General features: G+C 62.1%; 16 protein-coding genes. 7 read left to right on the top strand and 9 right to left on the bottom strand.

Annotated features, from left to right (window positions below):
- Positions 1-227 precede the first annotated feature (227 nt).
- A complete protein-coding gene (locus tag BMW72_RS16325) occupies positions 228-1,043 on the top strand; it encodes an NAD(P)H-binding protein (RefSeq protein WP_092112454.1) in 816 nt (271 codons plus the stop codon).
- Positions 1,044-1,085: 42 nt separating this feature from the next.
- Here BMW72_RS16325 and BMW72_RS16320 read toward each other — a convergent pair whose 3' ends face one another.
- From BMW72_RS16320 to BMW72_RS16310, 3 genes are all read right to left on the bottom strand, one after another.
- Positions 1,086-1,346 (bottom strand): Txe/YoeB family addiction module toxin, encoded by a 261-nt coding sequence (locus tag BMW72_RS16320; protein WP_092112452.1) that lies wholly within the window; start codon positions 1,344-1,346, stop codon positions 1,086-1,088.
- Complete coding sequence (locus tag BMW72_RS16315) at positions 1,343-1,585, bottom strand: type II toxin-antitoxin system Phd/YefM family antitoxin (RefSeq protein ID WP_425266251.1); 243 nt, start codon at positions 1,583-1,585, stop codon at positions 1,343-1,345. Before BMW72_RS16315 ends, BMW72_RS16320 begins: the two co-directional genes overlap by 4 nt.
- A gap of 957 nt (positions 1,586-2,542) precedes the next feature.
- On the bottom strand, positions 2,543-2,752 hold the full coding sequence (locus BMW72_RS16310) for a hypothetical protein (protein ID WP_092112448.1): 210 nt from the start codon (positions 2,750-2,752) through the stop codon (positions 2,543-2,545).
- Between the two features lie 536 nt (positions 2,753-3,288).
- On the opposite strand from BMW72_RS16310, the gene BMW72_RS16305 reads away from it, so the two are divergent.
- Entirely contained in the window at positions 3,289-3,657 is a 369-nt protein-coding gene (locus BMW72_RS16305; protein WP_092112446.1) for a DM13 domain-containing protein, read from the top strand.
- Between the two features lie 604 nt (positions 3,658-4,261).
- Here the strand turns inward: BMW72_RS16305 and BMW72_RS16300 are convergent.
- The gene (locus BMW72_RS16300; RefSeq protein ID WP_244151247.1) at positions 4,262-4,858 is read right to left on the bottom strand and encodes a hypothetical protein; all 597 of its coding nucleotides are present in this window, start codon (positions 4,856-4,858) and stop codon (positions 4,262-4,264) included.
- Positions 4,859-5,118: 260 nt separating this feature from the next.
- Here BMW72_RS16300 and BMW72_RS16295 point away from each other — a divergent pair, with 260 nt between their 5' ends.
- The gene (locus BMW72_RS16295; RefSeq protein ID WP_092112443.1) at positions 5,119-5,547 is read left to right on the top strand and encodes a GNAT family N-acetyltransferase; all 429 of its coding nucleotides are present in this window, start codon (positions 5,119-5,121) and stop codon (positions 5,545-5,547) included.
- Positions 5,548-5,651: 104 nt separating this feature from the next.
- On the opposite strand, the gene murJ is transcribed toward BMW72_RS16295, so the two are convergent.
- The 5 genes from murJ to BMW72_RS16270 form a co-directional block, all read right to left on the bottom strand.
- Complete coding sequence (murJ, locus tag BMW72_RS16290) at positions 5,652-7,202, bottom strand: murein biosynthesis integral membrane protein MurJ (RefSeq protein ID WP_092112441.1); 1,551 nt, start codon at positions 7,200-7,202, stop codon at positions 5,652-5,654.
- 395 nt (positions 7,203-7,597) lie between these two features.
- Positions 7,598-8,248 (bottom strand): response regulator, encoded by a 651-nt coding sequence (locus tag BMW72_RS16285; RefSeq protein ID WP_092112439.1) that lies wholly within the window; start codon positions 8,246-8,248, stop codon positions 7,598-7,600.
- On the bottom strand, positions 8,245-9,519 hold the full coding sequence (locus tag BMW72_RS16280; RefSeq protein WP_092112437.1) for a sensor histidine kinase: 1,275 nt from the start codon (positions 9,517-9,519) through the stop codon (positions 8,245-8,247). Before BMW72_RS16280 ends, BMW72_RS16285 begins: the two co-directional genes overlap by 4 nt.
- 230 nt (positions 9,520-9,749) lie before the next feature.
- The gene (locus BMW72_RS16275; protein WP_092112435.1) at positions 9,750-10,109 is read right to left on the bottom strand and encodes a DoxX family protein; all 360 of its coding nucleotides are present in this window, start codon (positions 10,107-10,109) and stop codon (positions 9,750-9,752) included.
- Between the two features lies 1 nt (position 10,110).
- The gene (locus BMW72_RS16270; protein WP_092112434.1) at positions 10,111-10,701 is read right to left on the bottom strand and encodes a TetR/AcrR family transcriptional regulator; all 591 of its coding nucleotides are present in this window, start codon (positions 10,699-10,701) and stop codon (positions 10,111-10,113) included.
- Between the two features lie 306 nt (positions 10,702-11,007).
- Between BMW72_RS16270 and BMW72_RS16265 the strand changes: the two genes are divergently transcribed.
- The 4 genes from BMW72_RS16265 (at position 11,008) to BMW72_RS16250 (ending at position 15,913) form a co-directional block, all read left to right on the top strand.
- Positions 11,008-12,705 carry a Mu transposase C-terminal domain-containing protein gene (locus BMW72_RS16265; protein ID WP_092112432.1) on the top strand — a complete coding sequence of 566 codons (1,698 nt, stop codon included), beginning with the start codon at positions 11,008-11,010 and terminating at the stop codon, positions 12,703-12,705.
- Between the two features lie 2 nt (positions 12,706-12,707).
- Positions 12,708-13,616 carry a TniB family NTP-binding protein gene (locus BMW72_RS16260; RefSeq protein WP_092112431.1) on the top strand — a complete coding sequence of 303 codons (909 nt, stop codon included), beginning with the start codon at positions 12,708-12,710 and terminating at the stop codon, positions 13,614-13,616.
- Positions 13,617-13,626: 10 nt separating this feature from the next.
- Positions 13,627-15,012 (top strand): TniQ family protein, encoded by a 1,386-nt coding sequence (locus BMW72_RS16255; RefSeq protein ID WP_134450300.1) that lies wholly within the window; start codon positions 13,627-13,629, stop codon positions 15,010-15,012.
- Between the two features lie 361 nt (positions 15,013-15,373).
- A complete protein-coding gene (locus BMW72_RS16250; protein ID WP_092112456.1) occupies positions 15,374-15,913 on the top strand; it encodes a GNAT family N-acetyltransferase in 540 nt (179 codons plus the stop codon).
- The last annotated feature ends 48 nt before the right edge of the window (positions 15,914-15,961 follow it).

The following is a 15,961-nucleotide window of genomic DNA, read 5'->3' as shown; positions in this document are numbered from 1 at the left end:
CGAACGCCCGAGGCGAGTTCAACGATGACGAGCACGGACCATTTGTCACCTACCCGGGTCAGTACGTCACGGATTCCGCAGTCCGGATGCTCATCGAGGCCACAGGGATCAAGGGAGGCGATTACCTGAATGTGACTGTCTGACACGAAAGTGCCTCCTTGTGCAGGGCGGGGAAGTTACCGAAAATGAGTCTAGTTACTGATTAGAACCACCGAGGGGACGCACATATGATTTTGGTTACCGGAGCATCCGGACAGCTCGGCCACGCCATTGTCGAACGGCTAGTCGATGCCGGCCGCCCAGTGGTTGCGGGCACACGGCGACCGGTTGCCGGAAGCGCTCAACGGCACATTGATTTCGATGAACCCGTTTCTCTGGATTTCACCGGTTTCGCTACGGTCGTCATGGTCTCCGCTGGTTATGCCGAGGATGACGTGGTGATTGCGCGGCATGAGAATGTCGTGGCGGCCGCGGAACGCGATGGCGTGGAGCACCTGATCTACACCAGCGTTGCCACGGACGGAGATCACCTGGGCTTCTCCGTCGCTCATCGCTGGACCGAGCGCCGCATACAAGGCAGCACGCTGCGCTGGACGATTCTGCGCAATGGGCTCTACGCTGAGCTCTTCGGATCGCTGCTCGCGCCCAGCGAGGGCGTGATCACGGCACCATTTGGTTTTGGTGCCGTAGCTGTGGTGACCCGCGCTGACTTGGCGGAGGCAGCGGCTAACGTGGCATCCGAACCGGACCGCCACATCAATCGTGTGTATGACCTGGTTGGGGCGCGCGCCATCACGGCCGACCAGATCGCCAGGGTGGCCGGTCTCGTCTACCAGCCAGCTTCTCTCGGCAGTCACCGCGCTGCCCTGGACGAGAGCGGCCTGCTGCCCTTCCAACCAGCAATGCTCCTATCGATCTACTCAAGCGTGGCACACGGGATTCTGTCCCGCACGACCACTGACCTCGGCGACCTCCTTGGCCGAAGCCCGAGCGACCCCGAACTTACCGTCATACGCAGGATGGAACAGCCCGCTACTGTCTGACGGCTATTGCGTCCCGCAGGGGGTTCGGCTTACGGGCCTGTGTTAGCGCCCGTAGTGGTATCGGCATCCGGCGATACGGACTTCGTCCTGCTCGACCTTGTAGATCAGGCGGTGCTCGTCTGTAATCCGACGTGACCAATACCCGTGGAAGCCGTGCTTGAGGGGTTCGGGTTTACCGATGCCTTCGTTGCCGTTGCGAATGACGTCGCTTAGGAGGGTGTTGATGCGTTTGAGGATCTTGCGGTCTTGCGTCTGCCACCAGCAGTAGTCATCCCAGGCGTCCTCGTCCCAGATCAACTTCATTCGTGAAGGTCGTGCTGCGTTCCATGGCCGGCCTCGAGTCGATCGATCGATCCGAGGAGGCGGCGCGCGTTCGCGGGGTTCTTCAGTAGGTAGGCGGTCTCCTTGAGCGACTCGTAGTCATCGAGCGAGACGATGACCACGGGTTCGTGTCCTGCACGAGTGATGACAACTTCTTCTCGGTCATCCACCACTGCCGAGAGTGTTTCGGCGTACTTCGCCCGGGATTCTGAATAAGTCATGGTGCGCATGGGGATCCTTTCGCGTACAGGAAATTGTACGTCCCCTTTGTTGTGACTGCAAGGTGCGCCCACAGTTCGACAATGTCGCGTAGGGGGTTGGCAAACGGACACTTCTGCTGACGACCGCGCATTCGTGTCCGGAGGTCAACAGCGACTCTGAGAGGCTGTGGGGGTGTTGGGGCTGTTACTTCTCGTTGCGGTAGCTCTCAGCGGTGGGGACGAGTGCCTCGTTCGAGAGCGTAGCGGTGATGCTGCGGCGTCGCCGGTGTCCGAGCGAGTCGACAAGGCCAGCAATCAGTCAGGACGTTGTGTTGTGTCGTCGGCGGACCATCAGAACGTAAACCAGCAGAAAGATCACGCCGAGAACCGCGAAAGGTGCTCCGAAAGGAACGTCTCGATGCCAAATAATCCAGCCAGCACCAAAAACGAGGAAGAGAGTCCCAACCGAGGACAAGAAAATGAGCACAAACGTCTTCATATCCAGATACTGGCAGGTTCCGTCGACTTATCAATCCGCAGCTTCGAGAAGCGAGCACCACATTCCACGGGGCCTCGATCGCAAGCCCGCTCGTTCCACATCCGGGAATTGGACGAGAGCGCGGCGATAGGCCGGCGTTGAATCGGCGGCGCGCATACTGCGCCCGATACGAGCCCAGGGTGTATCGGTTGCATCGCTCACTCGCCCTCGGTCCGATCCCCTCAACCACGCGACCGCAGATCCGGCTTAACGGCGTCCTAACCTGTCCCGCAGGGGTTCCCCATACGGCACGGACTAAAGGTCAGGGGCAGCTTGGATGAACTGTGGAGACGAGTACGGGAATTCCTCAACAGGCATCTGGCGAACGAACGAGTACGTCTTGCCCGCACCTCAGCGTGCTGGACCGCTAGCGTTGCCGGACCTTGGGCCCGAGCCACCTCAAGAAGCTGGCGGGACCGATCCCGAGCGAACCGGTTCTTCTATTCTGATGCGACGGTTTTCTTTGCGGCGCGATGGCCGACGAATCCCGCACCGATGAGGCAAATTCCGCACACGATGATGGCGTACGGCACGAGGCGGCTTGGGTCCAAAACAATGCGCACAACGCTGGCAACAACGAGAAAGATCCCGACGATTCCGATCGTTAGGAACAACTTCGCTGTTGCCTCTGGCTTCAGTTTTCGGGTCATCGCTACAGAATAGTCACCTTGGGGACCGCGCCCGCGCTCGTTCCGTTTGGGGTTCCCCTAACGAGAGGGTGCAAAACGAGCTGTCTCGGCCTTGGACAGACCGCGCCGCTGTCGAAAATTGATGTGAAACGTGTGCTCTCTGCCCTGCCGCTCGTTGCTCTCGTCCCATCCTCCGCGCCATATGATTGATATTCGCCGTTCAATGTCTCCTTGTGTCGACCAAAACGCAGCGGTCAACGGCGCGCTGGCCCTTTGCTTTATTCACGACGGCCAGCGGGGATCACCGCGTGGGTGGAATTTCGATAGCCGAAGCCTGATACCGCAGCTACGATCGGCTGACTGTTAGGTTCGAGCGTATGCGCTTCGATATTCGTCAGATCTCAATATTTGCACTTGCTGGGGCGTTCGTACTCTGCTCCAGTGGATGCGTCAGCGCCCCACTCCCGAGCGTTGACTCTCACGCTCCGTCGTCTGCGCCGTCCGCGCCGGTGCCTGTGGCGACGCCAGCTGAGGCAAACCAAAACGACCCACCCCAAATGAGCGCGTTCGAGCAGCAACTCCCGCTCACCGGGCAATTCGTGACTCAATCGACTGAAACGGTTGGCTCTGTCGAGATCGCGCGTGACAGTGACGGCACGATCAAGGCGACTCTCACCGACTTCAGTACAGGAACCTCGCCGAACCTGAGGCTCTATCTCAATGAAGGCGGCCTGGTCACCAATGCCGATGGAGCTTGGACGACCGATGCTGGTCGCAGTTATGAAATCGCCCCCGTCATGGCATCAGCCAGTCCGCAGGAAGTTGAGATTCCTGGCAGCAACTTCATGAACGAGATTCACAGCGTCACAGTTGTTGATTACACGAGTCCCGACTTCCTACATTTTGGCTCGGCGCCGCTGGGATAACCGCCGGAATAGGGGCCCTTGACGTACACCGCTGTGAAACTCGGTCACCGTGGATTTATCCGACGGGCGCAGAGAGCGTCGCGTGCCCTGTGACGGCCAGGACAAATGGAGAATGGTGTCTCGACACAGTTCAATTCCCGTATGAGGTTCCCATCTGACACTCCGCGCCCATGTGGTCATCTGGTATTCGAGAAGCAGGACAATAACGCCCACGGTGTACTTTTCAAAGAGCTTCGACAAGCGATGCCGACTGTCGCGGTTCACCGTCCGGTGAACGTACCGCTTGATGCCGAGGGCGGCGCTGGTTTGGTCGAGCGTCATCAGGGGTGACGCCGGTATCGAACAGCTTCGAAGCAGACACCTCCTCCGCGTAACCGCGCCGGGAGCGGACGAGCGCCCCAGCACGTCCGCTGCCGTGCGGTCTTTCGGCCCGGCTGAAATCCGAACGCGAGGCCTACCGGAGGGAACTGAGCCAGCTCCAACTCGCGCTGGCCAAGGCGCAGGGTGAGAACTTGGAGCTCAGACGGCGCCTCGCCGGCCACGAGGATTAGGGCTAGAGATATGAGGAGCGGCCCGGCACGCGGCCGCATTCGGCGGAGTGGAACTAACCACCCGGCCCGGTCGGATCGATCGGCGCACCGTCGCCATCCTCAGGTAGGTCTCCGCGCTCCACCGGTTCGCCCGGAGTCTTGGGAACGTCGGAGAAGAGCAGTTCGAGTTCCGCATCCGATGGCACGTGCACTTTCTTCGCGGCTGTCAGAAGATCCGCTGGCGACGCGTCGTTCATTCCGGATACCCAGATCAGCGCACCGTCTCGCATCGCGACGTACTCGTGGATGCCTCCAGCCGACCGATGCCAGACGCCATCCTCATTGGCACACGTCACCGCTCCGCCGGGCGCATCCCAAAGGGGTGTCGCAGTACACGACGCTTCCGTGAGTTCATCGGAATCGCTACGGATGGTCAGCATCGCACCCGTGCTGCTGTTGAACCAGGTAGCCGACATCCCGTCTGCAGCACCCGGCCCGACCGACTGCGGTGCGAGATCGTAGCCGTCCACCTCAGTCGTGTACACGAGTTCAGGAGCGATACCAACAGCTCTCGCGAGCTCGGCGATCGAATCCAGGCTCGCCGAATCCGCGCCCGTCGTCGACGCGCATCCAGTGAGAGATACGCAGACGGACGCCATAGATGCAGCCACGGCTAATGTCCACGCCCTAGGGAAGCGACCAGTTCGACGCAAGAGCACACCCTCCTTCGGTCACGGCTGTGCTTGGCGACTCTGCCAATCGCCAGCTCGTACAGTGTGAGTCTACGGTCCGGCCTACCCGGCCGGGGCATGCGCCGACGACGCGCAACAGAAGAGAGCGCACAGGGGGGATACGGGGAGTCTGCACGCCTCATCACGAACCGTCAGCGGGACATTGCTTGGGCCCGCATAGACGTGTGACAGCATGTCCCATGCCCACCTTTACCTTTTCCGAGTCGAAGCACCTCCTGCGACATGATCTCGTTGGTCTCTATTCAAGCGTCGGGTGGACGGCGTACGCGAGCGACCCAGATGCCCTTGTCCGTGCGCTGGAGCAGTCGTCGTACGTCCTGACGGCGAGGAACGCGGACGGCGAACTTGTGGGATTGGCCCGCGTCGTCTCCGACGACAGCACTATTTGTTATCTCCAAGACATCCTTGTGAGCCCCCGTCAACAACGCGCCGGCCTCGGCAAGGCCCTGGTAGAAAAGGTCCTGGAGCGCTACGTCCACGTTCGACAGAAGGTACTTCTAACCGATGACGAACCTGGCCAGCGCGCATTCTACGAATCCCTGGGCTTCGTCGAAGGAAGTGACTTCAGCCCGACTCCATTGCGTACTTTCGTTCAAATCGGGGGCTAAGAGCAATCGCTCGTCTTCGAGAGGGGAACCCTCAACGGGATTCCCGATGGAAGCTTACGCATCTGAGAATGGCGGTCGGATCGCGGAAACAGTTCTTGCTGCGGCTACCGCCGGAGATCTTTGATTGTACGGTCGCCCAAGAGCCAACTGATCCCAACAAACACCCCGCTGACGATCAAGGCGGCGAGAAGGAAAATCAGGGCCTTTCCGATGAAGCTGGCTGGTGTGCCGATGATAGTCGTCGTGGCCAGCCCGGCTGCGGCGCTGATCATTGCCGTGGCCAAGAGCCGGGTCAGACCCCACACCGCGGCCGGCTCGGAGTCGGGTTCGTGTCCGCGTTTTCGGAAAGTTCGTCGGAGTAGGACGTGAGCTGTCGACCATCCGGCAATGTTTGCGATCGAGATGCCGGCGGCGATTCCGATCACGGTCAGCTGCGGGGGCAGCAGGATCGCCGCTGCCAGCGCACCGGCTGCAGATAGCACGGCGATGGTGAGTTGTGTGATGAACGGGCCTCGGGCGTCTTGCAGCGTGAAAGATGTCCGGTTGAGGACGTAGGCCTGGCTGAAGCCGACGAGGCCGACCGCCAGCACCTGCAAGACGTGGCCGATGAGGGGCGTGCCGAAGATCGCCTCAGTCAGAATCGGCCCGACAGCGACGAAAACTGCCGCGGCGGCGAGTGACACATACGCGACAGGTCGGAGCGCGAGATTGGAGAGGGACTCGACTTCAGCGAAGTTGTTGCGTGCGGCCGCCCCGCTCATGCGTGTATAGAGGGCCGTGGTCAATGACACGGTCACAATTCCATGGGGCAGAAGTATTAGCAGGTATGCGATTGAGAGGGAGTTCAGGCTTGGCCCGTCGATGCCTAATTGGTTGAGTGACTCTCCGGCGCTGCTGGCTACGTTCGCCGTCACCAGGTAGGCCACTTGACTGGCAAACACCCCGCCCAGAGTCCAGCCGGCCAGCGAGGACATGTGTCCGAGACCGGCAAAGCCCCATCGGAAGCGCAGACGGAAACCGATGCAACGCAGCGGAATCAGCAACAAAAGGGACTGGACGGCGATGGCCAAGGTCGCGGCCCCGCTGAGGACCGCGACCATCAGTGGGGTCCACGAGCCAGCGTCACCCAGTCCGGAGGGCAAAGCGACGAGGAACACCAGGATGCCGCCGATGCCAAAGACGTTCGAGATTGCAGGTGCCCAGGCTGGGGCACCGAACACGCCGCGCGCGTTCAACACCTGCGACAAGACGGCGAAGGCGATGAGAAAGAAAATTTGCGGCAGGCACCAATACGCCATCGACGTGGCAAGCCCTAGCCACGGCGCGGACCACGTCGTGGCGTAGATCCAGACGATGCCCGGCGCACACAAGGTAAGAACGACCGTGGCGCCGGCCCCGCCGATAAGGATGATCGTCAGAAGGCGGTCAGTGTCTTCCTGACCCGCGGGGCCAGCGTGCAGGTTCCGAACGATCTGGGGAACAAGTACGGCGCCGAGGACGCCGCCGGCGATCAAGGCGAACAGATAGGTCGGCGCCGAGTTCGCGATTTCAAACGTTTGACCAGCGACGGCCGTACTTGTTCCGCCGATGGCGGCCACCAGTAGAACGGCCTTCGCAAAGCCCAGCGCCCTGGAAACCAGAGTCGCCGCCATCATCGAGCCGACTGCTCCACGGGCGCTCACCGTGAACGACCTGAACCAGTGCTTCGCTGTCGACACGCAGCACTAGATTCCCCCATTGGTCAACATTCCCACAACTCCGTCCCGGTGCCACACTGCCGCAATTGCCCAAACCCCGTTTTGAACTGTTTCTCGGGGGAACCCCCTGCGGGACGGTTCTCTCGCGGCTGACACTCCTTCGGTTTTCTTAGGAGGCCTGTGCCTTGCCCAGGTAATCGGTGATGTCGACGGAGATGGTGGGCGGCAGGGTGGGCGCGCCCGGATCGATTGGATCGATGTCAATGCCCATCACTGTCCCCGTCCATCAGATAACCCGAACGAGTGGGACAAAGCCGCGCGGGTATGTGCCAGGGTCGAACAGTTCGTCCGCGTCACTGGACGAGTCGATTCTCGTAGGCGAGTGCGACGAGTTGCAGGCGAGAGCTCAGGCCGAGTTTGGCGAGGATGCCCGAGATGTGGCTCTTTACTGTTGTCTCGCTGATGAATGCAGCTGCGCCGATGTCGGCGTTGCTGAGCCCTCGGGCGGCAAGGAGGAAGACCTCCTTTTGGCGCACGGACAGTGCGGAAATGACGGCGTCGTTGGCTTGTCCCAGATGGCGGGGCGACAGGTCGTGGATCAGTGCCAAAGAGTTGTTCGGTGCGATGACAGATTTACCGGCGTGGACGGTTCGAATGGCGGCGAGGAGAAATTCGGGCGTGGCGTCTTTCATCAGGAACCCGCTGGCGCCGGCATTGATCGCGCTGAGGACGGCAATGTCTCGCTGGTGGGTGGTCAAGACGATGATCCGAGGAGATTCTAGGCCCGCCGCCGCGAGTATCTGTTCGGTGGCGGTGATGCCGTCTACTTTGGGCATCCTGATGTCCATCAGAATCACGTCGGGTTTCTTCTGCGCAGCCAAAACCGTGATTGCCTCGCCATCGTACGCAGCGCCGGCGAAGTCAAGGTCGTCCTGCGATGCAATGAGCATCTCGATCCCCGAGCAAAACAGCACCTGATCGTCAGCGATAACCACGCGAATCACGATGCGCCTTCCCCCGCTTCGGTTGTCGCGGGGCTGGCGTTTCCGATGATGGCGTCGGCACGAGGAACGAATCCGGTCACAACATATCGTCCTGGCTCATCGTCATCGAACCCGGCGGCCAGCCACCCCCCGGCCAGTCGGGCGCGTTCCCTCATACCTCGCAGTCCCCGCTGCGGTGATTGTTCGGCCGGTTGAGTTTTCTCCCCGCGTGACGAGATGGTGAGGGCCAGGCCAGGGCCGCGCCAGTCGAACACCACCGTCGCCACAGCGGATGCTCCCGCGTGCTTCAGCGCGTTCGTCAAGCTTTCCTGCACGATACGGTAGACGGCCAGCTGCTGCCCCGCGGTCAGTACTCCGGCGTCGCCAAAGACGGTGTGGCTAACTGTCAGCCCAGCGGATCGCATCCGCTCAAGCAGTGCACCGAGTCCATCCAGCGTTGGATGTGAGTGCCCCTCCGACTCCGTTCCGAGCGAATCGATAAGCATGCGGACCTCGACCAACGACTCTCGCGCCGACCGTGCGATCGCGGCCAACGATTCGTTGGTGCCTTCTGGCCGTTGATCGCCGAGATACCGTGCGCCATCCGCCTGGGCGACAATGACCGAGAGTGAGTGCGCCATGATGTCGTGCACATCCTGAGCGATTCGATCATGCTCGCTGGCGAACCGTAGCTCCGACTCGGCGGCGCTGAGGTCCGCCGCGATAGCAAGTCGTTCGGCTTCGCTCCGATTGCGTTCCAGCCGTGCCCGCCTGCCGAATCCGATATACCAGCACGCGACCGACACTCCCACGAATACCAAAAACATGAGAGCGATGTTTTTCCACGGCTCCGAATCGCTCGCGCCCCAGCTGACCGCAACGCTGCGTTCCAGTGTCGGCGAGAGTGCGGGGATGGTGAAAAACAGGGCGATCACAATCCCATAGGCGCCGACGAGGGGAAGTGACACCTGGCGCTCGCGATGGTTCGCCGACGCGCCCAGCACCGCCGCGACGATTCCAAAACCCAGATATGCCGGGAACGACATCTCACTAAATCGCAACAGCGGGACCACCAGCTGCGCCAGCAGGAGAACTCCCAATGCGGCCAGAGCCAAAAGCGGAGCAAACCGCGAGAGGGCAATCGCGATGCCGATCATCACAAACGGCAGGACTGCGGCCGCTACGTTTCTCGGGTCAAAACGCCCAACCTCGCTCATCACCCACAAGAGAACAAAGCACACACCGACAGCGGGTTCAATTGCGCCGCGCAACATCAATCTCAATGACTTCATACCCTCACGCTAGAACGCCAGCCCAGTCAGCCCAAGCCAGACGGAGTCGGTTCATCCGAAAGGTGCAAACAACTCATACTTCGCCCCTGCTGGGAGAGGCGAGATCACCGATCACGCTGTGCCAAGCCGTCAGACTGGTGTACATGTTGGAGGGCCTGATTTCCGGTCGAGTGCCAAGTAGCGTGGGTAGTCCACGATCGAAGTCCGCAAGGCGACCCTCCAGGGGCGTGTTAGAAGAGAAACCCGAAGAGCAGGGTCGCGACGGCGAGTGCCAAAAAGCCCAGGCAATTGACCCAAAATTCCATTCCGAGGAAGCGCGAGCGGATGTGGGCGACGACTGCGGACGAGAAGTAGACGATGACGCCAACCGTGGAGGCTAGGCCGATTCCTGGAATGGCGAGCCCGACGAGCAGTCCGACGACGGCGAGGGATTTGATGACAATGAGCGTCCACCACCACTGACGCGGGAACCCCACTCCGTTCAAGCAATCGCGGATAAACTTCGGCGGCTTGATGGACATACCGACGTCGACTGCCAGGACTGCAGCGAGGGCAGCTTCAAGCCACCAGGGTTCGGGGAGCAGAATCATTTCAGGCGGCCTTTCCGTTAACGAGGTAGCGCACCGTTTTTTCGAGCTCAGTCAGTGTGCTGTCTGGGTTCGGATCACTTTGGCCTGCCCAGATGAAAACTTCACCGAGATATGCACGGTGGATAATGCGGGCTGTCGCGGACGCATCTGTCGCAGAACGGCCCGCGCGAGTGAGTACGTCCGATACCTGCCCTATGAGTACGCCGGACAACTCGGCGAAGATTATCGACGGGTGTTTCCCGCCAACAAGAATGGCAGTGTATGCGCGCGCCAGATCTGGCTGCACTGCAAAGAATCGCACGAACGAACCGAGCGTGTCGATAATCTCTGCAGCCGGGTCCTGCGCGATCGGCGCGTCAGAAGTTGAGGGCTGAATGCTGGCGATCTTCCGATCGAAGATCTCCACGAGTAGGCCATTTTTGTCGGCAACAGCCATCACAGTGCCGACGCTGACCGCAGCGCTTTCGGCGATCTGCCGAATGGTTGTGGCCGCGAAACCGCGCCGCACAAATAGCTCCTCAGCAGCGCTCAGAACTTTCAGGCGTGACGTGTCGCGTGCTTGAGACCTTGAGTGAACGCGTTCGGTGAACATGTTCAGATTATAGCTCCTCTTTTGAGTCGATATGGCGATCGTGTCGTCGGCGAGGTGACTAAATTGGTTCGGTACCGCCCGCAAGCCGGACGGCGACCGGGACAGCCGAACGCCCACGGAACGCCGAAAACGTTGTCATTTTCCGTTCACGTCTGCACAGCATCGCGTGTGTTTTCGGGGTTGTGCAGGCGAGAGTTGAGCACTGGTTTTTCCGTTCACCTCTGCACTAAAATGGTTTTGCTCACTACTCCTCTGCACTAAAATGGTTTTGCTCACTACTCCTCTGCACAATAAGGAGGTGGCGGGGTGGACGCGGAATCGGTACGTATTGCTGAGTCCGGCACGTTGACGATGCCGGATGTTTTGTGGGATCGCACGATGAGGGTGTCGGCGGTAATTGCGCCGTTGGCGGCTCAAGCGGTCGTGGGTCGGGCCGCGGTCGATGCGGCCGCATTATCGCTGGGGATATCGCGGCGCCAGGTCTATGTGCTGATCAAACGCCAGCGAACGGGGTCGGGGTTGTTGACGGACTTGGCTCCCGGACGTTCCTCGCATGGGAAAGGTACGTGGCGTCTGAACGCCGAGGTCGAGGATCTCGTTCGTGAGGTGGTGCGGAAGCAGTTCCTGACCCGGCAGAAGCGAACCCAGGCGGCGGTATACCGTGACATCGCGGGAGCGTGCCGGATGCGACTGCTTCCAGTTCCAGCGCGGAACACGGTGGAGCGTCGGATCCGGGCGTTGAATCCGGTGGAGGTCGGCCGGCGTCGGGGCGGTCCGGATGCGGTGCGGTCGTTGCAGTCCGCCGGCGGCGACGTGCCGGTTATCGGCACCATTTTGGAGCAGGTGCAGATCGATCACACGGTCATCGACGTGATCGTCGTCGACGAGCGGGAACGACAACCGATCGGGCGCCCGTATCTGACCGTGGCGATTGATGTGTTCAGCCGTACGTTGGTGGGGATGGTCGTCACGCTGGAGGCGCCGTCAGCAGTGTCCGTGGGCCTCTGCCTGGCCCATGCTGCCACCGATAAGCGGCCGTGGCTGGAGAGTCTGGGAGTTGACGCACCGTGGCCGATGAGTGGGAAGCCACGCCAGCTGTATTTGGACAACGCCAGCGAATTCAAGAGTGAGGCGCTGCGCCGTGGGTGCGAGCAGCACGGAATTGACCTGGCGTACCGGCCGCCGGGCCGGCCGCACTATGGCGGAATCGTGGAGCGGGTGATTGGTACCGCGATGCAGCAGGTCCACGAACTCCCGGGGACCACCTTCTCCAACCCGGTCGAGCGTGGCCGGTATGACTCGGACCGAATGGCGATGCTGACACTTGGCGAGTTGGAGAAATGGTTGGCCCTCGCTGTCGCCAGCTACCACGGCAGTATTCACAGCACGCTGGGGCAAACGCCCGCCGGCCGGTGGGCCGAAGGCGTCACCGCCACCGGGACGCCGGCGGTGGTCTCGAACCCGACAGCGTTCCTGATCGACTTCCTCCCCGTTGTGCGGCGGACCTTGACGCGGACGGGATTCGTCATCGACCACGTCCACTACTTCGCCAACGCGTTGAAACCGTGGATCAGCCGACGCGACACGTTGGATCCGTTCCTGATCCGGCGGGACCCGCGGGACCTCAGTCGGATCTGGGTATTGGACCCCGACGGGCACCTCTATGTAGAGGTGGCGTATAGGACGATGGCGAACCCGGTTGTGAGTCTGTGGGAGCATCAGCGTGCCTTGGCCCGGTTGCACGAGCGTGGCATCGCGCAGGTGGATGAGGAAGTCCTGTTCCGCATGATCGGGCAGATGAGGGACATCGCCAGCACCGCGTCGAAAACCACGAAACGCATGCGCCGCGATATGCAACGACGTGACACCACAACTGCCGCGGCGAAGAGACGTGCCCCGAGCCCGGGCGCCGTACTGCCGCCGGATTCACCGGACGATGAGCCACCGGACGCGCTGCAGCCAGCGATAGCGGTGGCTGGATTCGATCAGATCGAGCAGTGGTGACCATGTCCGACGGTGTCGCACCAGATTTGTCTCACCTGCACCCTTCGGTGCGCGGCAGCGCACGGCTGCCGGCGGGCGAACGGGTGGAGTTGATCCGAGCGGACCGGTGGATCGGCTACCCGAAGGCGGTGGAGACGGTCGCCCGGCTGGAGGCCCTGCTGGGCTGGCCCGACAAGCAGCGGATGCCGAACCTGTTGCTGGTGGGGCCAACCAACAATGGCAAGTCGATGATCGTGGAAAAGTTTCGCCGCGGGCACCTGCCAGTGACCGAACCGAACCGGGAACACATCGCCGTGTTGTGTGTGCAGATGCCGTCCGAGCCGTCCGTGTTGCGGTTCTACATCGCGCTCCTCGCCGCGCTGGGCGCGCCCCTTCAACCTCGGTGGCGGTTGGCCGAGGTGGAGCAGATGTCGCTGAGTCTGCTGCGGTCAACGGGTGTGCGCATGCTCGTCATTGACGAGTTGCATAACGTCCTGGCCGGTGCGGGCAGCAGCCACCGGGAATTCCTCAATCTGCTGCGTTTCCTCGGCAACGAGTTACACATCCCCATCATCGGAGTCGGAACACGAGAGGCGTATCTTGCCATCCGATCCGACGACCAGCTCGAGAACCGATTCGAACCCGTCGTCCTTCTCCTGTGGGCTGTCAACGCCGACACCGTGTCGTTGTTAGCCAGCTTCGCGGCCGCGTTGCCACTGCAGCATCCGTCCACCATCGCGACCGACGACATGGCCCAATATCTGCTGGCTCGCTGCGAGGGAACCATCGGGGAACTCGCCCACCTCCTGACCGCTGCGGCGATCGCCGCCGTGGAAAGCGGTGAGGAAAGCATCAACCAACGCACCCTGGTCATGGCCGACTACCTCGGGCCCACCGAACGAAAGCGCGTATTCGAACGAGAACTACTGTGACCGGGACATCGTGACCGAGCCGCGCCGGTGGCCCCTCCATCCGGCCCCGATCGACGGTGAAACGTTCTACTCCTGGCTGCGCCGTATCGCCGCCTGCTATGGCACCGACCTCACCCTCCTTGGCGAGGATCTCGGCTTCACGCTCAGATGGAGTGCCCCGGAGGACATCGACGCGGCGGCGATGTCCGGCATGATCGATGTTCTGGCCGAGCGCACCGGCGTCACCCCGGACCGGTTACGGCAGATGGGTATGGCCGGCTGGGTTCCCTGGCGGCGCGATAAGAGTGCTGAGGTGCAGCAGAGCGAGCAACGTCCGTGCCGGTTCCCGGGGTGCGTCCGCGCCGCCATGAGCGCGGACTCTGGCACGGGCCGGCCCCCGGAGTACTGCGACAACGACGGGCACAACCGGGCCGCCGGCTGGCGCGCACGGCACCGCCTGGCTGACGAGCTGAGCGGGAACGCCCCGGATGAGAAACGCCCCGTTGACGCTGCCCGCCAGCGGGCGGACGACCTCTACGGCCAGGTCGCCGGGATGGCTCCGCACCTGGTCCAGCAACTCACCGTCTTCATAGATGAGCTTCGGATTGTGGCTGATCCGGATGCCGCTGAGGTCCAGATTGAATCAGTGATGGCTGAGGCCGACGCCCACATCGCCGCCGCAACCGCTCGAACCAGCCGCGCCGAGCACGCTGGGAGCCAGGCCAACGCGGAGCGGGTGGAGGCCGACGCCGCAGCACGGAAAGCGTCCGAACTCGCCGAGGAGCAGCAAGCCGAGCTCGCTGTCAGCCAGCACGAGCTGGGGAACCGGACACACGCTCTCGACCAGGTGACGGCCGAGCTGGTCGTCGTCCGGTCCGCGGCGAAGGCCCACAACGCGCAGGCACAGGCCGAGCTGTCCCTGCTGCGTGAGCAGCTGGTGACAGTACGCACGCGAGTGGGGGAGGCTGAGCACGACCGCGATGACGCCACCGCTCGCGCTGAGGCGGCTTCGACCGCGAGGGCCGCAGCGGAAGAACGTGCTCGGGGTGCGGTTGCCCGCGCCGTCGACAACGCGGCACGAGCGCAGCGCGTCGAGGCAAACGTCGCGAAAATTCGGGGCGAACGGGGCCACGTACGCATTGTCCACGACACCATTCGGGAGGAAGTCAACACGCTGCGCGGGAATCTGGCCACCGCAATCGCAGAACGCGACGCAGCATGGGAGAACACCCGGCGTGAGCGAACTCACCTTGACCAACGCGTCAGTGACCTCCGCACCACGCAAGTCCAACAGCTCACCCAGCTCCGGGACGAGGCCGCCGACTTGCGGCAGGATGTGCGCGAACAGCGTGACCGCGCCGATCGCGCACATCCAACGGCTCAAACGGATGCTGCCGCCATGAAACCGGCCAGGTAGAGCGGGGGCAACACCTCAACGTCGCCCACCGCTCTGGTCGGGGACGTTGGGAAAACTACGCCGCGTGATGTTGATCTGGATTGAGCGGACCTACCAATGTCGGTTGCTGTGAGTCGCAACGGTAGGTGGTGTTGTTTTCCCAGCCACGCGAGATAGGCGGTGGCTTATGAAGTCGTCGAATGTCCGACTCTAAAGTTGTCGGGTGTGGAGTTCGGTAACGATCGTTTTTTACGGAGAGAATATTCGATATGCCAGGGCGATCGTGGGTTCGATCAAAGATCACGCTGCACGCATTGGAAAGCGACGTGCGGCGGCCATCAGCTCCAGCATGAGCTGTCTCTGGCGGCGGTACTATCGGATCATGAGTACCTTCGAAATCGAGCCGTTAAGTAGCCCCCGGCTCCGGCTTGAAGCCGTCTCCACCCACCACGCTGACGAGGCCGCGGTCACCTTCGCTGACCCCGAACTGCACGAGTTTATTGGGGGAGCCCCCTCGGCGGCCGCCGAACTGGCCGCACGGTACGCGCTTCTGGAGCGCGGCCGTAGCGCGGACGGGACGCAGCTATGGTTCAACTGGATGCTGCGGGATACGACGTCCGGCCGGCTCGTGGGTACTGTGCAAGCTACGGTCGAGGGGTCGAGGGGCGTCGATGCCCACGCTAGCCTTGCCTGGGTCGTTGGCACGCCGTTCCAACGCAAGGGCTACGCGGGGGAGGCCGCCCGCGTCGTGGCGGCGTGGCTCCGGGAAGGAGGCGTGGACACGATGCAGGCGTTTGTCCATCCTCACAACGAGGCGTCGGCCGCCATCGCCCGGTCCCTCGGCCTAAAGCGGACCACGACGGTGTACAACGGCGAGTTCTTGTGGACCGACTTCGGAGGCGGCGCGGACGGGGTCGCCTAGCCGGTTGCCCGACACGTTGCCTTGCTCATCAAGGCTCCGCTCCTGGGG

The organism is Cryobacterium luteum, from assembly GCF_900110125.1.
Lineage (GTDB): Bacteria > Actinomycetota > Actinomycetes > Actinomycetales > Microbacteriaceae > Cryobacterium > Cryobacterium luteum.
This window is presented reverse-complemented; position numbering and strand designations above follow the sequence as displayed.